Genomic DNA, 21,446 nt, shown 5'->3' with positions numbered 1-21,446 from the left:
GGCTTCTTGCGGGCGTGGTGCGTTCAGTGATCGGTGGTGGAGTGCGGGTTGGCTGCCGGGCCCTCGGTGCTCAGCAGCACGATCACCGAGGTCGTGTCGATATCCAGTGCCGCACGGCGTTTCTCTGCGCCGGCGCCGGTGAGCGCCGCGCGGAGTCCGGCGAGCGTGGCGGCTCCGCACGGTCCCGAGGGGACGCCGAGGGCGGCGAGGGCGGCGGCCGCGCGGGTGCTGTCGGTGTCGGAGACGGCCACGGCGGCGTCCAGCCCTCCGTGCAGGTAGGGCCAGGCGATGCTGGAGAGGGTGCCGCAGTTCAGCCCGGCCATGACGGTGTGGCCGGTGGCGACGCTGACGGGTTCGCCGGCGGCGAGGCTTGCCAGGACGCAGGCCGCTGTGTCGGGTTCCACCGACAGCAGCGCCGGAGCCGGTCCGGACGGGCGGCTGCGGTAGTGGGCGATCACGGACTGGGCCAGTGACCCCACACCCACCGGGACACAGACCAGGTCGGGCCCCGCGTCGATCCCCTCGGCCGTCAGCTGCTCGTCGATCTCGGCGGTGAGGGTGGAGTAGCCCTCGACGATCCACCCCGGTATCCGCTCGTAGCCCGGCCAGGCGGTGTCCTGGACCAGGACCGCGTCGGGCGCGGCGGCCGCCTGCTCGGCCAGGCGTACGGCCTCGTCGTACGATCCCGTGACCTCGGTGACCTTCGCCTGCTCGGCGGCGATGGCCGCCACGGCCTGCGGGTGCACGCCCTGCGGGACGAAGACGTGGGCGTGATGCCCGAGATGGCGCGCTGTACGGGCCACCGCCCGGCCGTGATTGCCGTCGGTGGCGGTCACCAGGGTGACCGGACCGGGTTCCGTACCCCCGGTGGCGCGCTCGGCAAGGGTGCGGTGGACTGCCCAGGACGCGCCCAGCACCTTGAACGCGGGCAGCCCCAGACGGTACGACTCGTCCTTGACGAACACCCGGCCGACTCCGAACTCGGCTGCCAGGGACGGGAGTTCGGTCAGCGGGGTGGGTGAGTAGCCGGGGAGGGCGGCATGGAAGGCGCGTACCTCGGCGGGTGCGGGTGCACACCGCCAGGTGCGGGCGCCGGGCCGTACGGACCACGGCAGGGGGCGGGGAGAGGAGACGATCTCAGTCACACACCCAGGGTGCAGCGACCGCTTACGTTCGGTCGAGTGAATGTTTTCGACTTATATTCATCGGAAAAGAACATCATTCGCATCATTCGGGTGTCGCTGTGTGTCTGCGAGGAGGGCGGTCTGCCGATGTTCGACCTGCACCGACTGCGCCTGCTCCGCGAACTCAAACACCGGGGCACGCTCGCGGCCGTCGCCGCGGCGCTGTCGTACGCCCCGTCCTCCGTCTCCCAGCAACTCTCGCAACTGGAAGCCGAAGTGGGCGTCCCGCTGCTGGAACCCGTCGGACGACGGGTGCGGTTGACCGAACAGGCCGAGATCCTTGTCGCGCACACCGAAGCGGTCCTCGAACGCCTGGTGTGCGGAAGCGGAGATCGCCACCTCCCTGGCGGACCTGACCGGGACCGTGCGCATCGCCTCCTTCCAGACGGCCGCCCTGGCTCTGGTCCCCGCCGCGCTCGACGTCCTGCGTGAGCTGCACCCGCACCTGAGGGTCCACGTCACGCACATGGAGCCCGAACAGGCCCTGCCGGCCCTGCACGCCCGCGACTTCGACCTGGTCATCGCCGAGGAGTACCCCGGCAACCCGAGCCCGCGGCCCGCCGCGATCGAGGAGGAGGACCTGCTCGACGACCCGCTCCACCTCGCGCTGCCGAAGCCGCCGGACGACGGTGGCACCGAGAGCCCGATGGCTGCGCTGCGGTCACTCGCGGACCACCCCTGGGCGATGGAACCGGAAGGCACGACCGCCCGGCACTGGAGCACGGCCCTGTGCCGCAACGCCGGTTTCGAACCCGACGTACGGTTCGAGACCACCGACATCCTGCTCCATCTCCGCCTCGTCGAGCAGCGGCATGCCGCCGCCTTCCTGCCCGGCCTGGTCTGGAGCGGACGGCACCCGAGCGTCGCCCTGCGGCAACTCCCGCGCGGGCAGCGCGCACGGCGCGTTTTCACAGCCGTACGCTCCGGCCGCAGCCGGCACCCGGCCGTCCTGGCCTGCCGGGACGCCCTTCGCCTCGCGGTCGCCCGCAGGCTCCGAGGCACAGACTGACGGCTTTCGTTCATGGTGTCGTCCTGAGGGTCCGCAGTGGGCTGGGGGTGTCAGGGGGCACGCGGCGTCGCACGGCGGTGTCCCAGGAGCGCCGGTCCGCCGCTTCGAGGAGCCGTGGACCTCGGTGCACGCGCGGTGCCGGCGAGGGAGCGGTGAGCCCTGCGGCTCCAGGCGATGGCTCACCGTGACACTCGGGAAATAACCTGTCAATAGGGTTCGTGCACCTTGAGCTCAAACGCGTCTGTCGGGCGGCCTTGAACGAGCCATGGAGCTCCTGACGGCGTGATCTCTGGATCGCTTGCCTCATTGACAAGCGATGCGACCTCACCTCAGTCTGATCGAGTAACCGCATTGAATGGTTATCGGTCAACATCGTCTCCCCACTGATGAGGAACCCCTCCCGTGCAAGATCAGAACGAGTACCTGTACTTCCTGCGCCGCGCCTTCGACGGAATGCTCGGCGTGCTGGACGATCTGGGCGACGGCCTGGGGAACACCCGCCCGCCGCTTCCCGGCGCGAACTCCGTCTACGCGATCGCGTACCACTGCGCGGCGGTCGCCGACTACTGGACCGGTCATGTCATAGCGGGACGCGAGGTCGACCGTGACCGCGCGGCGGAGTTCACGGCCACCGGGCACGGAAAGGATCTTCGCCGACAGGTCGACGACCTGTTCGAGCAGCTTGAGGCCGACCTCGCAGCGGTCACCGCGGCGTCGGCACCGCGCAACACACCGCCCGCCGACTTCGAAGGCCCCAACCGCCCGTTGAGCGTGCAGGGCGTCCAACTCCATGTGCTGGAGGAACTCGCCCAGCACCACGGCCAGATCCAGCTCACCCGCGATCTGCTGAAGCGGGGAGCCTCCTCGTGAACTTCCTTGTGAACGCCGTACCGTCCGAGTCGCTGCGGCTGCCCGGCTTCGACGACCTGGACCGCGAGTGGCTGCGTGCCCGCTCCAGCGTGAAGTGGCATCGCCCGGGACCGGATGTGCTGCCCGCCTGGGTGGCGGACATGGACTTCCCCGTCCCGCCGGCCGTCACCGACGCGCTGCGTGACGCCGTCGAGCGACGCGACCTCGGCTACCCGGACTGGCCGGACGGCAGCCCGCTGCGCACCGCCTTCGCCCGCCGGATGGCCGACCGTTACGGATGGGCGGCGGAGGCGGACCGGGTGCGCGAGCAGACCGACCTGATCCAGTGCCTCCAGCTCGTCCTGCACCTGGCGACGAGCCCCGGTGACGCGGTCGCCGTCCAGACGCCCAACTACCCTCCGTTCCTCGCCACGCTGTCGACCATGGGACGGCCCGCCGTCCCCGTCCCGATGCTGGACACGGACCAGGGGTGGCGGATGGACTTCGCCGCCCTCGACGCCGCGGTGGCACGGGCGGGCTGCAAGGTCCTGGTACTGGTCAACCCGCACAACCCGACCGGCCGCGTGCTGACCCGGGCGGAGCTGGAAGAGCTCGCCGCCATCGCCCGGCGCCACGACCTGCTCGTCATCAGTGACGAGATCCACGCCGAACTGGTCTACTCCCCGCACCGGCACATCCCCTTCGCGAGCCTGTCTGCCGACGCGGCCCGCCGGACCGTGACCCTGACGTCCGCCGGCAAGGCGTTCAATCTCGCGGCGATCCGTTGCGCCGTCACCCATTACGGCCCGGACCGGCTTCTCGCGCTGCGGGACGCGCAGCCGCCGGATCTGTACGGCACCGTGTCCCCGCTCGGCGTGGTCGCCACCGAGGCCGCGTGGCGGGGCGGAGACGCATGGCAGCGCGACCTGCTGACCGTCCTTGACCGCAACCGTCACAGGGTCGAACAGGTGCTGCGCACACGACTGCCGCAGCTGCGTCATCACACGCCGGAGGCCACGTATCTGGCCTGGATCGACGCCCGGCTGCCGGGACTGGAAGAACCGCCGGTGGCCCGGGTGCGCAAGGCCGGAGGCGTGCTGCTGGACGGCGGCACCCCCTTCGGCCCCGGCGCCGCCGACTTCCTGCGGTTGAACTTCGCGACGTCCCACGCCGTCCTGGAGGACATCCTGGCCGGCCTCACCCGGGCGCTCGCGGCCGGGAAGTGATCCCCCGGACACCATCTCCCTTCGGAGCGAACACACTCCATGAACCACGCCTCCGGTTGTCACGGCGGGCGCGGCATCGGGACAGTGACCGGACGCCGGTCACCCCGCAGACTGCTCCTTGTGCCGCTTGCGGAAAGCGGCGGCCTTGTTCCGGTTTCCGCACTCGGCCATACCGCACCATCGCCGCGCGCCGGAGCGGGACAAGTCCACGAAGAGGCGCGTGCAGTCCTCGTTGGCGCACTCCTTCATCCGGGCGAACTGGGGAGAGCCCAGCAAGTCCACGGCGTCGTAGCCGACCGCGCCGAGGACCTCGTCGACGCCGCCGGTGCGCGTCGCCCGGCCCGACTCCTCGATCTGACGCCTCGGCAGTGGAAGCCGGGCCGCCTCGTTGACCTCGGCGAGAGCGTCCTTGACGGCGGCATCCGGGTGGTCGCCCAGGGGCCAGTTCCCGGCGACCAGGTACACCGCCTCACGCAGTCGGCGGACTCGCTCCAGCGCCCGGGAGTCGACGGGACCAGGGTCGTCGAGGATGTCCGCCGCGCTGATCCAGCGCCGCAGGTCATCCGGGGAATCCAGCAGTTCCGTGCGCAGGCTGCGCCGCCACAGCATGGTGCCTGCCAGATCCAGGCACAGCCTGCCACTCACGAAGACGAACGCATCCACATACCCATACTGACAGGTGACGACTTCAGCGTCCAGGGACCTCGGCAGGGGGTGCGGGAACGGTGGGAGCATGTGAGCCCCGACCCCGACTCGCCTTTTACCTGCGCAAATCTCCTCCGTCGTCGTGTCGACTAGTTCTGGAAGTGAGGGTCAAGTGCGCAAGGGATGTAACCCTATGAAGAGGTTGCCAGGCGCCTTCGTGAACATCGTGATCACTGTGGCGGCCCCGGAGTCCGGGGCGCCGTGCTTCGGCGTTCGTCGGTCGTGAAGATCCGGTCCAGGTGGTGGTGCAGTACCGCGACGGCCGACTCCGGAGTCCGCTGGCCCACGAGGATGCTGGTCCCCATAGCCGCGGACATGGCGAGGAGGCTGATCGCCTCCGTGCGCGTGTCGATGTCGCGGCCTGTCAGTCCGGCTTCCTGCGCCTGCCGGAGCAGGTCGGCCAGGGCGTTCTCGGCGGCGTCGGGCCGGTCGATGAAGGGCTGGGCGGCGAGTGCCTTGTCGGTCACGGACAGGATCGCGTACGAGGTGTAGAGGAGGTGGAAGGTGCGGGTCTCCTCATCGGTCGGGAGCGAGGCCAGCAGCAGCGCCTCGACGGTGGCGCGTGGGGTCGGGGCCGGCCCGGTGCCGCGGAGGCGGGCGCCGACGCGTGCGGTGAAGCGGTCGGTCAGGTGCTGGAGGCCGTAGAAGAGCAGTTTCTCCTTGGTCTGGAAGTAGTACTGCACCAGCCGGAGTGACACCCCGGCCTCCGCTGCCACGTCCCGCATGCCGACGGTGTGCAGTCCGCGCCGTCCCGCCACCCGGACGAGCGCCTCGGCGATCTGGGTGCGTCGCTCGTCGTGATCCACCCGCTTTGGCATGGCTCGTGTCTCCGCCCGTCGATGGTGAGCTTGAGGGCAGGCCCCCGGAACCCCTTTATGGTACCGCCGTATCAACATCGTGGTACGGTCGTATCACGAAGAGCCGATCTCCCGGAGGTGCCCTCGGTGTCTGAGAACACCGCCCGAACCCGCCCGCGCCACGACGTCGGCCGCTACGTGAACGACGCTCTGCGCGACCGGTACTTCGCAGCCTGCGACGCCCTCTACGCCATGGGCGCACCCGCCCGCTCCGAGACGGACGTGGAGACGGGCTTCGGCACCACGCACGTCTACCGGTACGGTCCCGCCGACCCCGCTGCCGAGTCCCGCACCCCGGTCGTCCTGATCCACGGTGCCGGGGCCTGCTCCGCCCAGTGGTACCCCAACACCCCCGGGCTCAGTGCCGAACGCCCCGTGTACGCGCTCGACACCCCCGGCGACCCCGGACGCAGCGTCCAGCGCGAACCGATGTGGCAGCCCGAGCGCGCGGCCCAGTGGCTCGACGAGGCACTCGACGCGCTCGGCCTCGACCGCGTCCACCTCGTCGGTTCCTCCTACGGCGGCTGGCTGGTGCTCAACCAGGCACACCGCAGGCCGGGCAGGCTCGCCTCGGTCACCCTGCTCGACCCCGGCGGCCTGGAGAAGGTGGGCCTGCGCTTCTTCACGTGGATCTTCATCAGCCTCTTCGCGACCTTCGCTCCCCGGGCACTGCGCCCACGCCTCGCCGCCTGGCTGGAACAGCCGGTACTCGTCGTTCCGGAGCTGCGTGCGATGGTCAGGGCGAGCGTCCGCGCCTTCCGGATACGCCGCCCCGCGCCGTTGCCGCTGACCGAGAGCGAACTGCGGACCATCCACACCCCGCTCTACCTCGTTCTCGGCAAGCGCAGCCTGCTTGTGCACCCCAAGCGCCAACTGGAGCGCGTGCCGCGCCTGATCGCCGGTGCCCGCGCCGAGATCGTCGCCGACACCGGCCACGGGCCCGCCATCGACCACCCGGACCTGCTCGACGCCAAGATGCTGAGCTTCATGGACGGCGTCGACTCCCTCGACCCGGCCGCAGGCACCTGAGCGGGGTCGTACTCCGATCGACTCCGGGGCCTGCTTCCGGGCCGGTGACCGATACCGGTGACCGATACCGATGACCGGTGACCGGCGGGCCGGACAGCGCCGCACACGACGCCGACGCCGTCGCCTCCGGCGAAACCTTTTACGTGAGCCGCCGTCCGGATGATGGGGTGGCACGGTGACCGACCACGATGAGGCGGGCGCCGTCCGGCCGTTGACCCTGGCCTGGGTGAGCCGGCATCTGCAGGACGGCGAACGGATCGTCAGGACCGAGGCGTTGCACGGCGGCATCACCGCCGAGATGCGGCGGCTGACCATCGGCACGCCCCACGGAGGCACCCGCGACCTGGTACTGAGGACCTTCGTCGACCCGGTCTTCGTCGAGCACGCCGAGGACATGCTGAACCGCGAGGCCGGCGTCCTCGCCTTGCTCACGGGGACCGGGGTGCCGACTCCCGGACCGGTCGCGGTCGATCCGACCGCCGCGCAATGCGAGTATCCGTCACTCCTGATGACACATCTGGCGGGCCGGACGGTCCTCGACGACCAGGGACTGGAGGCGCGCATACCCCTGCTGGCCCGTCAGCTCGTGGCGATCCACGCGTTGCGCCCCGCCGAGCGTCCCCGGGAGTACGAGGCATGGACCACCGCCGACGCCGTCGTCCCTCCGGACGGCGCGGACGCGGCGGCATGGGCCGCGGCGACCGACGTGATCCGCAGGCCGCCGCCACCCTATGCGGGGCGGTTCCTGCACCGGGACTTCCAACCGGGCAACGTGCTGTTCGACGTGGAGCCCCCGGGCCTGGCAGGTCTTCGCATCACCGGGGTCGTCGACTGGGTACAGACCTCCTGGGGTCCGGCGGACCTCGATGTGGCTCACTGCTCCACCAATCTCGCGATGCTGCACGGCCCGGCGTGGGGTCTGCGGTTCGCCGAGGCGTACGAGGAGGCCGGCGGGGCGCTGGCCGCGACTGCGAGGGAGCGGTTGTACTGGCGGCTGCTGGACGCGCTGGCGTTCGCGTCGGGGGTGCGGTGGGTGGCACGGCCGTGGCAGGAGGCGGGGAGGGCGGAGCTGACGACGCGGGCCGTGGAGAAGCGGCTGGACGCCTATGTCGCCGCCCTGATGGACGCGCTTGGCTGAGCCGGGACAGCCCGTGGCGCCGGCCTGACGACGAACGTCGTCGGTGGCCCGTCTCGACGAGAACGTCGAGGCGGCGTCGGTGCGGCTTTCCGACGCGGAGTTCGCGGCGCTGACGAGGGCCGTCCGAGTCAGCCGCGTTCTGTTCACGGCAGAGCCTGTTCAGAAGCGGCGGCCGTCGGCAGACGGCGGTTGCGAGGGCGGCAACAGGGCCAGGAGCGCGGACAGGGCGCCGTCGGTGACCGGGGACGGTGGTGCCGACTCGGGCGGCACCCTGCGGAAGGCGCTCGGGGACATCCCGTAGACGGCGCGGAACCGGCGCGAGAAGTGGTAGGCGTCGGGGAAGCCGCTCCGCACCGCTATGGCGCGGAGCGAGAGGCTGCTCAGCCACAGCAGCGGCTCGGCCCTCGCCAGGCGGAGCCGTTCGAGCCCCGCGACGGGACTGACACCGAGGTGCCGTCGGCAGATCCGGGACAGCGTGCTCTCCGAGACCCCGGCCGCCCGCGCCAGCCGCTTAAGGGGGAGCGGCCGGGCGACGCCGTCCGACCAGTGGGAGCGGACCGCGGCCGCCATGGCGACCAGGGGCTCCGGGAGCGACACCGTGCCGGTCGTCGGGCCGGTGTCGTGCACGAAGGTGAAGAGCAGCAGCCGCAGGGTCTCCTCGGCGTGCCGTTCCCAGCCGGGCGGGCGGGTCGCGCCGAGTGCCAGGAGGTACCGGCAGAGCGCGGCCATCGGGTCGCCGCGCCCCGTCAGGTCCCGGACGACCGGCCAGCCGGTGTCGTCGAGGGGCTCCGCGCCCCCTGGTCCGGCGGGCAGCCGGAAGTGCGTGTAGGCGTGCCGGGTGGGCCGGCGGGGGTCCCAGTGGAACGTGTCCCGCATACCCGGGCGAACGAGCAGCAGCCCGCTGGGCGTCAGGGGCACGGTCAGGTCGCCGCAGACCCAGCGGGCGCTGCCGTGCAGCAGCCAGACGAACTCGTACGACCCCGCGTCCCTGGGGCCGAAGACCGACCCGGGCGGGTAGTCGGCGACCGCGGGACCGAGCCGGGCCAGGAGCGTCGGGGTCAGGGGCGGGAGGCGTTCCGTCACGGCCTCACCTGTCGCAGCCCCCGGACCGGTCGCGCCGCACCCGGGGCCTGCGGATGTCGGCGGTGCCCTTGTAGGCGTACGGGTCACGGCCCGCGACCAGCACGATGTCCCGGAAGTCGGCCTGGGCCATGGGCACTTCGGCGTCGGGCGGCGACCAGGGGAGGAGGGAGGAGGCGCTCATGTAGTGGTTGACCAGAGCCCGACGGAAGCCCTGACGGCCGGTGTTGGGCAGCGACCTGTGCAGCAGATGGCCGTTGAAGAGCAGCACCGATCCGGCGGCGATCTCGACCGGAACGGCGTCCGCCTCGTCGTACGGGAAGTCGTAGGACTCGACCGTGCAGTCGTAACGGGCGTCGTCGTGCCGCCGGTTGGGGTAGATCACGCCGGGGCGGTGCGAGCCCGGCAGGACCCACAGGCAGCCGTTGTCGACGGTGGCGTCGTCGAGGGCGAGCCAGGCCGCGGTCAGCGAACGGTCCCGGGTGGGGATGAACATCTCGTCCTGGTGCCATGCCTGGCCCGGCCTGCCCTCGGACTTGACGAACAGCATCGACTGCATCGCCTTGACGTCGGGACCGATCACCTCGGTCAGCGGGCCGACGACGGCGGGATGGCGCATGGTGCCGAGCATGAGCGCCGACAGCTTGTGCGGATAGTGCACGCACAGGAACCGCCGGACCGTGTCGTCGTCGCTCTCGCCCGCGACCGGCGGCGGCGCCCCCTCGACGGCGCCTCGCTCGCCGCGGCAGATCCGCACGGTCTCCGCACGCAACTCCGCCACCTCGGCCGGCGTCAGGGAGTCCGGCAGCACGGCGTATCCGTCCCGGTGGAAGCGGGTCGTGAGGTCGTCGGTGGGGTCGGTCATCGGGTTCCCCTTTCGGTCATCGGGTTCCCCTTCGCGCCGGGATGCCGGAACACCGGAATGCGGTGGTGTTCCCGATGGTCCTGAACATCGCGTCCCCGTGCCATGGCCGGCCGGTGCACCCGGATGGCGAATCCGGTCACTCCGCGAGATCGGATCATGTGTCAGAAACAAGGCGGACAAGGGCTGTTCACGTCTCTTGACGCTTTTCGCCGCATCCGAGTAGCGTCATTCGGCACTTGCTAATACGTATTAACTGGGAGTGCTCATGGCCCCTCCCGAACGACGTAGACGCTCCACCCAACGGGACATCGCCCAACGCGCCGGCGTCTCCCAGGCGACGGTGTCGCTGGTGATCAGCGGAGGCGCGGCGAGTGCGCAGATCGCGGAACCGACCCGGCGGGCCGTGCTGGCGGCGGCCGAGGAACTGGGGTACGCGGCCAATGTCGCCGCACGCAGTCTGAAAGGCGGCCGGAACCGGCTGCTCGGGCTCTACACCTTCGAGTCGGTGTTCCCGACCGACCAACGCGACTTCTACTACCCGTTCCTGCTCGGCGTGGAGGAGGAGACGGCACGGCAGGGCTACGACCTGCTGCTGTTCTGTTCCGACGGGAGCGCGTCCGGCACGGCGAGGGCCGAGCGGTCCATCTACGCCGGCGGGACCAACCGGCTGAAGATCGCGGACGGTTGCGTCCTGCTCGGCAGGAACGTCCGCCGCGAGGAGCTGTCGGCGCTGGTCCGGGAGGACTTCCCGTTCGTCTTCGTCGGACGCCGTGAGGTGGACGACGGCGAACTCTCCTACGTGGCGGCCGACTACGTCTCGGCGACCGCGGGACTCGTCGCGGAGCTGGCGCGACTCGGCCACCGGCGGATCCTGTACCTGCGGGCCCCGGAGGACAGCGAGCCCACCAGGGACCGTGAGGAGGGATACCGGCGCGGGCTGGCCGAGGCCGGCCTCGGCGCGGACGAGGCGCTGATCCGGAGCCTGGCCGATCCGGCCGACCTGACGGTCGAGCGGCTCAAGGGCTGGATCGACGGACTCGGGATCACCGCGCTGCTGGTCGAGCCGACCGAGGACGACCGGCTCACCGGGGCGCTGGCGACGATGACCGGCACGGAACGGGTCCGGTTCCCCGAGGACTGCTCGCTGGCCCTGCTGGGCGATCCGCCGTCCTGGACACCGGAGTCCCGGAACTGGACACGGTTCTCGCTGCCCCGCGCCCAGATGGCCGGGGAGGCCGTACGGGTGCTCATCGAACTGCTCGACGAGGAGGCCCCCGCGCCGCGCCACCTGACGGTGCCCTGCGTCTTCGTACCGGGCGACTCGGTCGGCCCGGTCCCTGCCGGCGGCGGGAGGCCGGGGGCATGATCCGGATGATCGTGCACCGGCTGCTCATCGGGGTCTTCGTGATGTGGGGCGCCGCCTCGCTGATCTTCCTCGTCGTCCGGGCCGCACCCGGCGACCCCGCGACGGTACTGCTCGGCCCGGACGCCACCCGCAGCCAGCTCGACCAGTTGCACGCCTCGCTCGGCCTCGACCGGCCGCTCGGCGCGCAGTACCTCAGCTACCTCGGCGACGTCTGCCGGCTCGACTTCGGCGAGTCGCACTGGCTCGGCAGGCCCGCCATGGGCGCGGTCCTCGACCGGCTGCCCGCCACGATCGACCTCACCGTGACGGCCACGGTGATCGCGGTGATCGTGGGGCTGACGCTCGGCATGCTGGCCGGCGCACGGCCGGGCGGGCTGCTGGACCGGGTGGTCTCGGCCTGCACGATCGCCCTCCAGTCGTTCCCCACGTTCTGGATCGGCATCATGCTGGTCCTGGTCTTCGCCCTGACCCTGCGCCTGCTGCCCAGTTCCGGGGTCGGCTCGCCACAGCACCTGGTGCTGCCGGCCGTCACCCTCTCGTTCCCGTTCGTCGCGATCATCGCCCGGCTGACCCGGACCAGCCTCGCCGAGACCATGCGCGAGAGCTACATCCAGACCGCCCGCTCCAAGGGCCTGACCGAACGTCAGGTGCTGTTCGGGCACGCCCTGCGCAACTCGCTGATCCCGGTGGTGACCGTGGTCGGCGTCCAGGTCGGGGCGCTGGTCGGCGGCGCCGTGATCGTCGAGAACGTGTTCGCCTGGCCCGGCCTCGGATCGCTCGTGGTGGAGGCGGTGGCCAACCGCGACTACACGGTCGTACAGGGTGCCACCCTGCTCATCGCCGGCATCGTCGTCGTACTCAACCTGATGGCCGATCTGCTCGTCGCCCAGCTGGATCCGCGGATCCGGACGGGAGCCGTCTGATGGCCGGCATCACCGTGGCCGTCGAGAAGCCGGCGACGACTCCGCGGCGGGCGCGGCGCCCGCTCCTGTCCCGGGTGCCCGCCCTGGTCGTGGGCTGCTATCTGCTGGTGGCCGTCGTCGGGCCCATGGTGATCCACTACGACCCGGTGCACACCTCCCTGGAGGACCGGCTGCTCGCACCCGGCTCCCAGGTGTCCGGCGGCGGCACGGCCTGGCTCGGCACGGACGGACTCGGCCGCGACCTGCTCGCCCAGATCGTCTACGGAGCCCGCACAGCGGTGCTCATCGGCGTGTCCACGGTCGCACTGTCCTGTCTCGTCGGGGTCCTTCTCGGCGCCGTCGCCGGCTACTTCCGGGGCGCCGCCGACGCCGTCCTCGCCCGGATCTTCGACGTCCTGCTGGCGTTTCCCGCGATCCTGCTGGCCATCGTGATCGCGGGCGCCTTCGAGCGCAGCGTCCTGCTGGTCGTCGTCGCACTCTCGGCCACCGGCTGGATCACCTTCGCCCGCGTCACCCGCGGCATCGCGCTCTCCGTCAGGGAACGCCCCTGGGTCGACGCCGCCCGGGTGCTGGGAGTGCCCGGCCGGACCATCCTCGCCCGGCACGTGCTCCCGTTCACCGCCGGCCCGGTCGTCGCCCTCGCCACGCTCGAATTCGCGCTCGTTGTACTGGCGGAGGCGGGACTCAGCTTCCTCGGCATCGGGCTGCCCCCGTCGACCGTGTCCTGGGGGCAGACCATCGCGAACGGCAAGGAGTACCTCGAAACGCAATGGTGGATCTCCACCCTGCCGGGCATCGCCCTGTCCCTCCTGATCGTGAACGTGGGCATCCTCGGCGACCAGCTCACCGCCCGCTACGGGCGCGGCCGCACCGACTGAACCGGCCAGGTACAGCGCCTCACCCACCGGCTGACTCCGACCGACCCTCGATCGAGAGGAGCACCATCATGACCAGCACGCGTGAGCACGGGCGGAGCCGGCTGATCCGGCTCGCCACCACCGCCGCGGCGGGCGCGGCGCTCCTCGCCGCCTGCACCACGACCGGCGGCGAGGACGGAGGAGGTTCTTCCGCCTCGGGCGACGTGACGGTCGCCGGCACCTACCCGATCGAGAGCCTGGACCCGCACGGGGCCCAGGGCGCCTCCACCGGAACCCAGCTGGCCGCACAGGAGATCTTCAGCAGACTCGTGAAACCCGCCGCGGACGGCACCCCCGAAGGCGACCTCGCCACCTCCTGGAAGGCCGGCAAGGACGTCACGTCCTGGACGTTCACACTGCGCTCCGGTGTCACGTTCTCCGACGGCTCCGCCCTCGACGCCGACGACGTGATCGCCTCCTTCCAGCGCATGATCGCCCTCAACGGCCCCAACGCGGGCAACTTCCCGGGCGACACGATGACCAAGGTCTCCGCCACCGAAGTGGTCCTGCACAGCCCGGCGCCCGACGCGTCCGTCCCCGGCAAGCTCGGCACCTTCTACGTCCTCCCGTCGGGCGTCGGCAAGGACGACACCGCCTTCTTCAACCACCCCGTCGGCTCGGGCCCGTTCACCGTCGACGCCTTCACCCCGAGTCAGTCGCTGGTCCTGGTGCCCAACACGAAGTACCAGGGCACCAAGCCCACGCTCAGCAAGGTCACCGTACGGAACATCCCCGAGCTCGCGTCCCGCATGACCGCGCTGCGCACCGGCGAGGTCGACGTCGCCTGGGGCATCCCGGACGACCAACTGGCCTCTCTGAAGAGCCAGCAGGACCTGACGGTGAAGACCGTGCCGAGCAGCGCCGAGTTCACCATGTGGTTCAACTCCTCGATCCCCGCCCTCAAGGACGCGAAGGTGCGCAGGGCGATCTGGCAGGCGGTCGACTTCGGGACCATCGTCGGCAAGCTCTATCCCGACACCGGCAAGGCGGCCGACGCGCCCGTGACCAGTGTCGTCCTCGGCCACGCGGCACAGCCGGCCGTGACCTACGACCCCGCGGCCGCCAAGGCGGCCCTCACCGCCGCGGGCTTCGACTTCTCGAAGAAGCTCCGCCTCCAGTTCGCCAACGACGAGTTCAAGCCCTTCGTCCAGGCCGTCGTCTCGGACCTGCAGAAGGTCGGCGTGCAGGTCGAGCCGCTGGAGAAGGAACAGGCCGTCTTCACGGAGGACCTGCTCGCACTCAAGTGGGACATCAACTTCCAGCAGCTGGCCACCCCCAGCTATGACGCGGCCAGCAACCTCGGCCGCCTCTACACCTGCGCGGCCAGGCGGATGGGCTACTGCAACAAGCAGCTGGACGGCCTGCTGGCGGCGGCCGGAGCCACGGCCGACAAGCAGAGGCGCACCGACCTCTACGCCCGGGCCAGCCGCATCATCTGGCAGGACGCGGTCGGGATGTACCCGATGTCGGTGAGCATCGCCTACGCCTGGAACAGCGACCTGAAGGGATTCGTCCCCGACGCCAGCGGGCTGCCGGACTTCGCCACCGTACGGACGGGCGGCTCGTGACCCCCGCCGGAGCCGGAACCGCACGGGAGAACGGGGCCGGGAAGACGGCGCCCGCGACCGACGGGCCGATCTTGCGGATCGACGACCTGGTGGTGGAACTGCCGGGCCCGCACGGCACCCGGACCCGCGTGGTGGACGGCGTGTCCTTCGACGTGCCACGGGCCACCACCGTGGGGCTGATCGGCGAGTCGGGCAGCGGAAAGACCATGACCGCGCACGCGGTCCTGGGCCTGCCGCCCGAGGGCGCCACCCTGTCCGGCCGGCTGCTGTGGCACGGCGAGGACCTGCTCGCCGCCGACCCGGCACGACGCCGTGCGGTACGCGGCCGGGAGATCGCGATGATCTTCCAGGACCCCCTTGCGGCCCTGAACCCGACCCAGCGGATCGCCCGTCAGATCGGCGAGGTGCCACGCCGCGACCGGCTGCCCCGAGCCGAGGTCAACCGCCGGGTCGTCGAACTCCTCGACCGGGTCGGGGTGCCGGAGCCGGAACGGCGGATGCGCGCCTACCCGCACGAACTCTCCGGAGGCCTCCGGCAACGCGCCATGATCGCCATGGCGCTGGCCGGCAGCCCCGCACTGCTGCTCGCCGACGAGCCCACCACGGCACTCGACGTCACCGTGCAGTCCCGGATCCTGCGGCTGCTGGCCGACATCCAGGCGGCGGACGGCCTCGCGATGCTCCTGGTCAGCCATGACCTGCGGGTCGTGTCGCACGTCGGCGAACGGGTCGTGGTGATGTACGCCGGACGGGTCTGCGAACGCGGGCCCGCCCGTGACGTACTGCGCAGGCCCGCCCATCCGTACACGGCCGCCCTGGTGCGCAGCGTGCCCGCCGTCAGAACCCGTACCGCACTGGCCGACCCGCTGCCCGGGGCCCCGGCGACACCGGCGAACCGGCCGGCAGGCTGCGCGTTCCACCCGCGCTGCCCGATGGCCCGCGCCCGGTGCCGCGCCGAGGTGCCGGAGGTACGGGAGGTCGCGCCGGGCCGCTGGAGCGCCTGCCACTTCGCCGAGGAGGTACCGGGATCGTGAGCGCGAGTGAGCGGACCCTCCTTGACGTGCGTGATCTGCGCGTCAGTTACGGCGGACGGCGGGGCGCTCGGGCCGCCGTGGACGGGGTGAGCCTGTCGGTGGCACCCGAGGAGACACTCGGGCTGGTCGGCGAGTCGGGCTCCGGCAAGACGACCGTGGCCCGGTGCGTGGCCGGACTGCTGCGGCCCGGCGCCGGGACCGTCACCTTCGAGGGACGGCCGCTCGGCCGCGCCGGGCGCCGCCCGCCCGAGCTGCAGCGGGCGGTGCAGATGGTGTTCCAGGACCCGCGTTCGTCGCTGAACCCGCGGATGACGGTCGCCTCGATCATCGCCGAGGTCTGGCGCACCCACCCGGTCACCGCACCCGAGGGCGACCGCACCGAGGCCCTGCACCGGCTCCTCGCCGACATGGGCCTCGACCCCGAGGTGGCGGCGCGCCGCGCGGGGGACCTTTCCGGCGGTCAGTGCCAGCGGGTCAGCATCGCCAGAGCGCTGGCGGTACGGCCCCGGCTGCTGGTCTGCGACGAGGCGGTGTCGGCGCTCGACGTGTCGGTCCAGGCCCAGATCCTGCGGCTGCTGGTCGACCTGCGCGGCCGGCACCGGCTCGCGATGCTGTTCATCTCGCACGACCTGGGGGTGGTGCACCAGATCGCCGACCGGGTGGCGGTGATGCACCGGGGCTTGATCGTGGAGGAGGGCCGGACCGGCGAGGTGCTGACCGCACCGCGGCACGCGTACACCCGGGCGCTGCTGGACGCGGCCCTGGACCTGGACGACCCGGTGCCGGAGGACGGCACCGCCGACGGCAGGGCGGTCGTATGAGCGGGAGCGGGGCCGGAGCGGGGCGTGCCACCGGGACTCCCGCGCCGGCCGGCTGGAACACCTGGGACGTCCGCACGCACACCGGTATGAACCGGCTGCCGTCGGGACCGCGGGTGCGGTTCGGCGTACTCGGCCCCGAAGGCCCGGTGCTCGACGGGTTCACCTGGCGCGACGGCCTCGAACGGCTCGGACCGCACACCGTGGACGGCAGCCACGCCGAGGTGACGGTACGGGCGGCGGGTCACCGGCTGCGGCTGGAGTTCGCGGGCGGCCCCGGCGACATCCTGTACGTCCGCGCCGGGAGCACCGGCCGGGTCGCGCTGTCCGTGGACGGTCTCACCGGCATCGTCGAGCCGACGGGCCGTCCCGATGCGGCGGGCCGTCCCGGTGCGGCGGAGCGTCCGGGGGCGGGCGACTTCCCGCTGGGCACCGTCCTCGCGGGCGGGATCCGCTGGACGGTCACCGCCTCGTCGGCCGCCGACAGGGTCGAGGGCCCGGCGGACGCGCTGGTCCTGGCGTTCCGCGGTCCGGGCACGGTGGAGCTGCGGATCGCGCCGGCCGACGCACCGGGCACGGCGGCGCGGACGGCCGGTGTACTCGCGTCGCACCGCGCCGCCGCCGACCTGACCCGGCTGCGGTCCGGCGGCTGGCTGGGCGACGCCGCCGACGCCCTGGCCACGGCCGTCACCTGGAACACCGTCCACGCCCCCGGCATCGGCCGCGTCCTCACCCCGACCTCCAGGGACTTCGTCTGCGCCGAGCGGAAGGGCTTCTACGGCACCTGGGCCCTGCACGCCTGGGACACGTTCTTCACCGGCCTCGTCGCCTCGGCCGTCGACCGGGACTACGCGCGCGGCATCTTCGAACAGATCCTTCCGTACGCGGACGAGGCCGGCATGATCCCGAACCGGATCTCGGACGACAGGGGCCGCACCGACGACCGTTCGCAGCCGCCGGTCGGCGCGCTGACGGTGTACCAGGCCCATCTGGCGGGCGGCCTGTCGCCCGGGACCCGCGACACGACGCTGCTGCGCAGCACCTTCCCGGCGCTGCTGGCCTGGCACGACTGGTGGCCGCGGGCCCGCCGCGGCCCGCACGGGCTGCTCGCCTGGGGTTCCGACCCGATCGCGGGCGACCCCGCGTCGGCGACCCTGGACCGGGCCAGACGCGAGTCGGGCCTGGACGATTCGCCGATGTACGACGAGACCCGGTACGACCCGGCGACCCACACCATGGACCTCGCCGACGTCGGCCTGAACGCGCTGCACATCGCCGACGCCGAGGCGCTGGCGGAGATCGCCGGCATCCTGGGGGAGCATGCGATCGCCGACCGGCTGCGCGCCGAGGCCGCCACGGCGAGGGCGGTCGCCGACCGGCTGCTGTGGGACGGCGAGCGGGGCGGCTACCGCAACCTCACGGCGGCGGGCGCGCATGATCCGCACGTCTCGCCGACGATGCTGTACGCGCTGCTCGGCGGGTTGCCCGACGCCGGTCGTGCGGCGGCGACGGCCGCCGACCTGCTGCGGCCCGAAGTGCTGGGCGGTGCACGGCCCCTGCCCAGCGTCGCCCGCGACGACCCCGGTTTCGCGGCGACGTACTGGCGCGGCCGGATCTGGGCGCCGATGGCCTACCTCGCCGTCCGCGGACTGCGCCGGTACGGGCTGACCGAGCTGAGCCGTCCGGTGGTGGGGGATCTGCTGCGGCTGTTCCTCGACGAGTGGCGCGTGCACGGCCACGTCAGGGAGAACTATCCGGCCGTCGCCGGCGAGAACCTGACGGGCTTCGAGAAGCGCTCGGACGGGCTGATGGCCTGGGGCGGCCTGCTGGCGTACCTCGCCTTCGGCGAACTGGCCGACGCGCGCCCCGACGGCTGGCGGTTCGCCCACCCGGGCGAGCCGGCCGAACTGTGCAACCTGCCGCTCGGCGAGGGCCGCCTCGACGTGCGGGCGGGAGACCGGCTCACGGTCCGCCTCGAAGGACGCGTCCTGCTGGACATGGCGCCCGGCGTCGTCGTACGGGGATACCGGCGGACCGGCGACCGCGTCACCGGTATCGCCGAGGGCACCGGTGACCTGCTGGTCACCCCGCCGGGCGGCGGCCCGTCCGTGCCGGTGGACGTCCGGGGCGGACCCCGGAGATTCGCCTTCGGTCCGGACGGCACGGGTGATGTACGGGAAGGGAGCGGCACATGAGCGCGCCGACGTCGGCGGCCGCGGACATCCTCGTCGTGGGCGGGGGCCTCGGCGGGGTGGCCGCGGCACTGGCCGCCCTCGACCGGGGCCGGTCGGTCCTGCTCACCGAGGAGACCGACTGGATCGGCGGCCAGCTCACCAGCCAGGGCGTACCGCCCGACGAGCACGCCTGGATCGAGCAGTTCGGCGCCACCCGTACCTACCGCGCGCTGCGCGAGGCGATCCGCGACCACTACCGGACCTGGTACCCGCTCACCGAGGAGGCCAGGCGGCGCCGCTGTCTCAACCCGGGCGAGGGGCGGGTGAGCGCGCTGTGCCACGAACCGCGGGTGGGCGCCGCCGTGCTGGCGGCCATGGTCGCGCCGTACATGGCGGCAGGCCGGCTGCGGATCCTGTACCGGCACCGTCCGGTGGCCGCCTCCGTGGACGGTGACCGGGTACGGTCCGTGGTCGTCGAGGGCCCGGACGGCACGCGGGTCGAGGTGTCGGCACTGTACGTCCTGGACGCGACGGAACTAGGCGACCTGCTCCCCCTGACCGGCACCGAGCACGTGACGGGCTTCGAGTCACGGCGGGACACCGGGGAGCCGAGCGCACCCGATGAGGCCCAGCCGGCCAACATGCAGGCGTTCTCCTGGGTGTTCGCCGTCGACCACCTGGCCGGCGAGAACCACACCGTCGACCGCCCGGCCGGGTACGACCGCTGGGCCGCCTACCATCCCCCGCAGTGGCCGAACCGGCTGCTCAGCCTGAGCGCACCCGACCCGAGGACGCTGGAGACCGTACCGCGCGGGTTCACTCCCAACACCGACTCGGGGCCCGTCGTCGCCGACCAGAGCAAGGACGCGGGCGACAAGGAACTGTGGGAGTTCCGCCGGGTGTTCTCCCGGAAGCTGTACCGGCCGGGGTTCGCCGCGAGCGATGTCACCATCGTCAACTGGCCCATGATCGACTACCTGCCCGGACCGCTGATCGGGGTGGACGACAAGGAGCGCGGCCGGCATCTGGCAGCAGCCCGCGAGCTGAGCATGAGCATGCTCTACTGGCTCCAGACCGAGGCCCCCCGCCCCGACGGCGGCACCGGCTGGCCCGGGCTGCGGCTGCGCGGCGATGTGCTGGGCACGGCCGACGGGCTGGCCAAGGCGCCGTACATCCGGGAGTCACGCCGGATCGTCGCCCGGCGCCGGATCGTCGAACAGGACCTGTCCCTCGCCGTGCGGGGCGAGCACGGCGCGGTGCGCTACGCGGACTCCGTCGGCATCGGGATGTACCGGATCGACCTGCACCCGTCCACCGGCGGCGACACCTACATCGACGTGGCCAGCAGCCCCTTCCAGATCCCGCTGGGCGCCCTGCTCCCGGTGCGGGTGCGGAACCTGCTGCCGGTGTGCAAGAACATCGGCACCACCCACATCACCAACGGCTGCTACCGGCTGCACCCCGTCGAGTGGAACATCGGGGAGGCGGCCGGGTCGCTGGCGGCGTACTGCCTCGACCACCGGCTGGAGGCCGAGCAGGTGTACGAGGACGCCGCCTGGCTGCACCGCTTCCAGGACGAACTCACGCGCGCCGGGGTGGAACTGGCCTGGCCCGAGGTCAGGGGGTACTGATGGGCGGAGGGGCCCACGGGGCAAGACAGGCCGAGCGATCCAAGTCAGGAGGGGCAAGCGAAGCGCCCCAAAGGGGCGCGGGGCTGAATCAATATGCGGCTCCGCCGCGGGGCGCGACCAGCCACGATGGCGCTGATGCCGAACGACGGCACATCGGCGGACGCACGCTGCTCTCCGGCGTCATCGTCCCGCTGGTCACCCCGATGGACCGGCCGGGACGCCCCTCGGCCCCGGCCGCCGACCCCCTGCTCACGGCGCTGGCAGCAGCAGGCGCACGCGGTCTCATGCTCTTCGGCAGCAACGGCGAGGGCCCGCTGCTGCCCACGTCGGAACTGGCCGAGTTCGCCGTCGGGGTGACCCGGCGCTGGCGTGAACTGACCGACAACGGACCGGTGTTGGTGAACGTCACGGCTCCCGGCACCGCCGAGGCGCTGGCCCGGGCGGAGGCCGTCCTGCCCGCCGCGCCGGACGCGCTGGTGCTCGGTCCGCCGATCTACTTCCACCACCGGCACGACGAGATCGTCGCCCACTACGCGGCCCTCGCCGACCTCGGCGTTCCCGTCGTCGCCTACAACGCTCCCCGCTACAGCAACCCGCTGACCCCCGCCCTGCTCGACGAACTGACGGGCCTCGCCCACCTGGTGGGCATCAAGGACAGCTCGGGCGACCTCGCGCTGTTCGGACACGCCCTCGCGGCCGCCCGCCGGCGCGACGACTTCGGGGTCAGCCAGGGAGCGGAGCGGCAGGCACTGGACGCGCTGCGGCTCGGGGCCGACGGAATGGTGCTCGGGGTGGCCAATCTGGCGCCCGCGGTGACCGCCGAACTGTTCCGGGCCCACCATGACGGCCGGGACGAGGACGCGCGGCGCGCGCAGCGGCTGCTCGACGAGGTCCTGGCGCTGCACACCGTACGCCCCGGTGTTCCGGCGGTGAAGGCCGTCCTCGCCGCACGGGGGCTGTGCCCGCCGCATGCCGCGGCGCCCTTCACCCCGTGCTCCGACAAGGAGCTGCAGGCCCTGCTCGACCTGCTCGGCCCCCTCGACGCACATCTCGTACGCGCCTGATCCCACACG

At 72.0% G+C, this 21,446-nt stretch carries 18 protein-coding genes and 1 pseudogene; 14 read left to right on the top strand and 5 right to left on the bottom strand.

Translation table 11 applies throughout. The features are described from left to right. Positions 1 to 23 precede the first annotated feature (23 nt). Positions 24 to 1,145: a diaminopropionate ammonia-lyase gene (locus SSP29_RS50665; protein WP_089107803.1), complete on the bottom strand. Its 1,122-nt coding sequence runs from the start codon at positions 1,143 to 1,145 to the stop codon at positions 24 to 26. 126 nt (positions 1,146 to 1,271) lie between these two features. Between SSP29_RS50665 and SSP29_RS50660 the strand changes: the two are divergent. The 3 genes and pseudogenes from SSP29_RS50660 (at position 1,272) to SSP29_RS50650 (ending at position 4,268) form a co-directional block, all read left to right on the top strand. After that, a pseudogene (locus tag SSP29_RS50660) lies at positions 1,272 to 2,193 on the top strand (LysR family transcriptional regulator). Positions 2,194 to 2,595: 402 nt separating this feature from the next. Then, positions 2,596 to 3,063 carry a DinB family protein gene (locus SSP29_RS50655; RefSeq protein ID WP_089107802.1) on the top strand — a complete coding sequence of 156 codons (468 nt, stop codon included), beginning with the start codon at positions 2,596 to 2,598 and terminating at the stop codon, positions 3,061 to 3,063. Further along, the gene (locus SSP29_RS50650; protein WP_150136540.1) at positions 3,060 to 4,268 is read left to right on the top strand and encodes a MalY/PatB family protein; all 1,209 of its coding nucleotides are present in this window, start codon (positions 3,060 to 3,062) and stop codon (positions 4,266 to 4,268) included. The genes SSP29_RS50655 and SSP29_RS50650 overlap by 4 nt, the downstream gene beginning before the upstream one ends. Positions 4,269 to 4,367: 99 nt before the next feature. Here SSP29_RS50650 and SSP29_RS50645 read toward each other — a convergent pair whose 3' ends face one another. Together SSP29_RS50645 and SSP29_RS50640 are read right to left on the bottom strand one after the other, a co-directional pair. Further along, the gene (locus SSP29_RS50645; protein ID WP_089107801.1) at positions 4,368 to 4,931 is read right to left on the bottom strand and encodes a CGNR zinc finger domain-containing protein; all 564 of its coding nucleotides are present in this window, start codon (positions 4,929 to 4,931) and stop codon (positions 4,368 to 4,370) included. Positions 4,932 to 5,143: 212 nt separating this feature from the next. Further along, positions 5,144 to 5,791: a TetR/AcrR family transcriptional regulator gene (locus SSP29_RS50640; protein WP_089107800.1), complete on the bottom strand. Its 648-nt coding sequence runs from the start codon at positions 5,789 to 5,791 to the stop codon at positions 5,144 to 5,146. 126 nt (positions 5,792 to 5,917) lie between these two features. Between SSP29_RS50640 and SSP29_RS50635 the strand changes: the two genes are divergently transcribed. Then, positions 5,918 to 6,859: an alpha/beta fold hydrolase gene (locus tag SSP29_RS50635; protein ID WP_089107799.1), complete on the top strand. Its 942-nt coding sequence runs from the start codon at positions 5,918 to 5,920 to the stop codon at positions 6,857 to 6,859. A 175-nt stretch (positions 6,860 to 7,034) separates the two neighbouring features. Then, a complete protein-coding gene (locus SSP29_RS50630; RefSeq protein WP_089107798.1) occupies positions 7,035 to 7,997 on the top strand; it encodes a phosphotransferase family protein in 963 nt (320 codons plus the stop codon). 159 nt (positions 7,998 to 8,156) lie between these two features. Here SSP29_RS50630 and SSP29_RS50625 read toward each other — a convergent pair whose 3' ends face one another. Together SSP29_RS50625 and SSP29_RS50620 are read right to left on the bottom strand one after the other, a co-directional pair. Beyond that, positions 8,157 to 9,080 carry a helix-turn-helix transcriptional regulator gene (locus SSP29_RS50625; RefSeq protein WP_089107797.1) on the bottom strand — a complete coding sequence of 308 codons (924 nt, stop codon included), beginning with the start codon at positions 9,078 to 9,080 and terminating at the stop codon, positions 8,157 to 8,159. A 4-nt stretch (positions 9,081 to 9,084) separates the two neighbouring features. Then, on the bottom strand, positions 9,085 to 9,942 hold the full coding sequence (locus SSP29_RS50620; protein ID WP_089107796.1) for a phytanoyl-CoA dioxygenase family protein: 858 nt from the start codon (positions 9,940 to 9,942) through the stop codon (positions 9,085 to 9,087). A gap of 265 nt (positions 9,943 to 10,207) precedes the next feature. Between SSP29_RS50620 and SSP29_RS50615 the strand changes: the two genes are divergently transcribed. The 9 genes from SSP29_RS50615 to SSP29_RS50575 all read left to right on the top strand — a co-directional run bounded on the left by SSP29_RS50615 (position 10,208) and on the right by SSP29_RS50575 (position 21,437). Further along, a complete protein-coding gene (locus tag SSP29_RS50615) occupies positions 10,208 to 11,308 on the top strand; it encodes a LacI family DNA-binding transcriptional regulator (protein WP_089107795.1) in 1,101 nt (366 codons plus the stop codon). Continuing rightward, the gene (locus SSP29_RS50610) at positions 11,305 to 12,231 is read left to right on the top strand and encodes an ABC transporter permease (RefSeq protein ID WP_089107794.1); all 927 of its coding nucleotides are present in this window, start codon (positions 11,305 to 11,307) and stop codon (positions 12,229 to 12,231) included. Before SSP29_RS50615 ends, SSP29_RS50610 begins: the two co-directional genes overlap by 4 nt. After that, the gene (locus SSP29_RS50605; RefSeq protein WP_089107793.1) at positions 12,231 to 13,109 is read left to right on the top strand and encodes an ABC transporter permease; all 879 of its coding nucleotides are present in this window, start codon (positions 12,231 to 12,233) and stop codon (positions 13,107 to 13,109) included. Before SSP29_RS50610 ends, SSP29_RS50605 begins: the two co-directional genes overlap by 1 nt. Positions 13,110 to 13,177: 68 nt before the next feature. After that, the gene (locus SSP29_RS50600) at positions 13,178 to 14,716 is read left to right on the top strand and encodes an ABC transporter substrate-binding protein (protein ID WP_107436471.1); all 1,539 of its coding nucleotides are present in this window, start codon (positions 13,178 to 13,180) and stop codon (positions 14,714 to 14,716) included. Next, positions 14,713 to 15,750 carry an ABC transporter ATP-binding protein gene (locus SSP29_RS50595; protein WP_089107791.1) on the top strand — a complete coding sequence of 346 codons (1,038 nt, stop codon included), beginning with the start codon at positions 14,713 to 14,715 and terminating at the stop codon, positions 15,748 to 15,750. The genes SSP29_RS50600 and SSP29_RS50595 overlap by 4 nt, the downstream gene beginning before the upstream one ends. Next, positions 15,747 to 16,571 carry an ATP-binding cassette domain-containing protein gene (locus tag SSP29_RS50590; RefSeq protein WP_245883604.1) on the top strand — a complete coding sequence of 275 codons (825 nt, stop codon included), beginning with the start codon at positions 15,747 to 15,749 and terminating at the stop codon, positions 16,569 to 16,571. The genes SSP29_RS50595 and SSP29_RS50590 overlap by 4 nt, the downstream gene beginning before the upstream one ends. Further along, positions 16,568 to 18,763 (top strand): MGH1-like glycoside hydrolase domain-containing protein, encoded by a 2,196-nt coding sequence (locus tag SSP29_RS50585; protein ID WP_089107790.1) that lies wholly within the window; start codon positions 16,568 to 16,570, stop codon positions 18,761 to 18,763. Before SSP29_RS50590 ends, SSP29_RS50585 begins: the two co-directional genes overlap by 4 nt. After that, positions 18,760 to 20,373: an FAD-dependent oxidoreductase gene (locus tag SSP29_RS50580; protein WP_089107789.1), complete on the top strand. Its 1,614-nt coding sequence runs from the start codon at positions 18,760 to 18,762 to the stop codon at positions 20,371 to 20,373. The genes SSP29_RS50585 and SSP29_RS50580 overlap by 4 nt, the downstream gene beginning before the upstream one ends. After that, the gene (locus SSP29_RS50575; protein WP_089107788.1) at positions 20,373 to 21,437 is read left to right on the top strand and encodes a dihydrodipicolinate synthase family protein; all 1,065 of its coding nucleotides are present in this window, start codon (positions 20,373 to 20,375) and stop codon (positions 21,435 to 21,437) included. Before SSP29_RS50580 ends, SSP29_RS50575 begins: the two co-directional genes overlap by 1 nt. Positions 21,438 to 21,446: the final 9 nt, after the last annotated feature.

This window comes from Streptomyces hyaluromycini (assembly GCF_002217755.1).
In the GTDB taxonomy this organism is placed as follows: Bacteria; Actinomycetota; Actinomycetes; order Streptomycetales; family Streptomycetaceae; genus Streptomyces; species Streptomyces hyaluromycini.
This window is presented reverse-complemented; position numbering and strand designations above follow the sequence as displayed.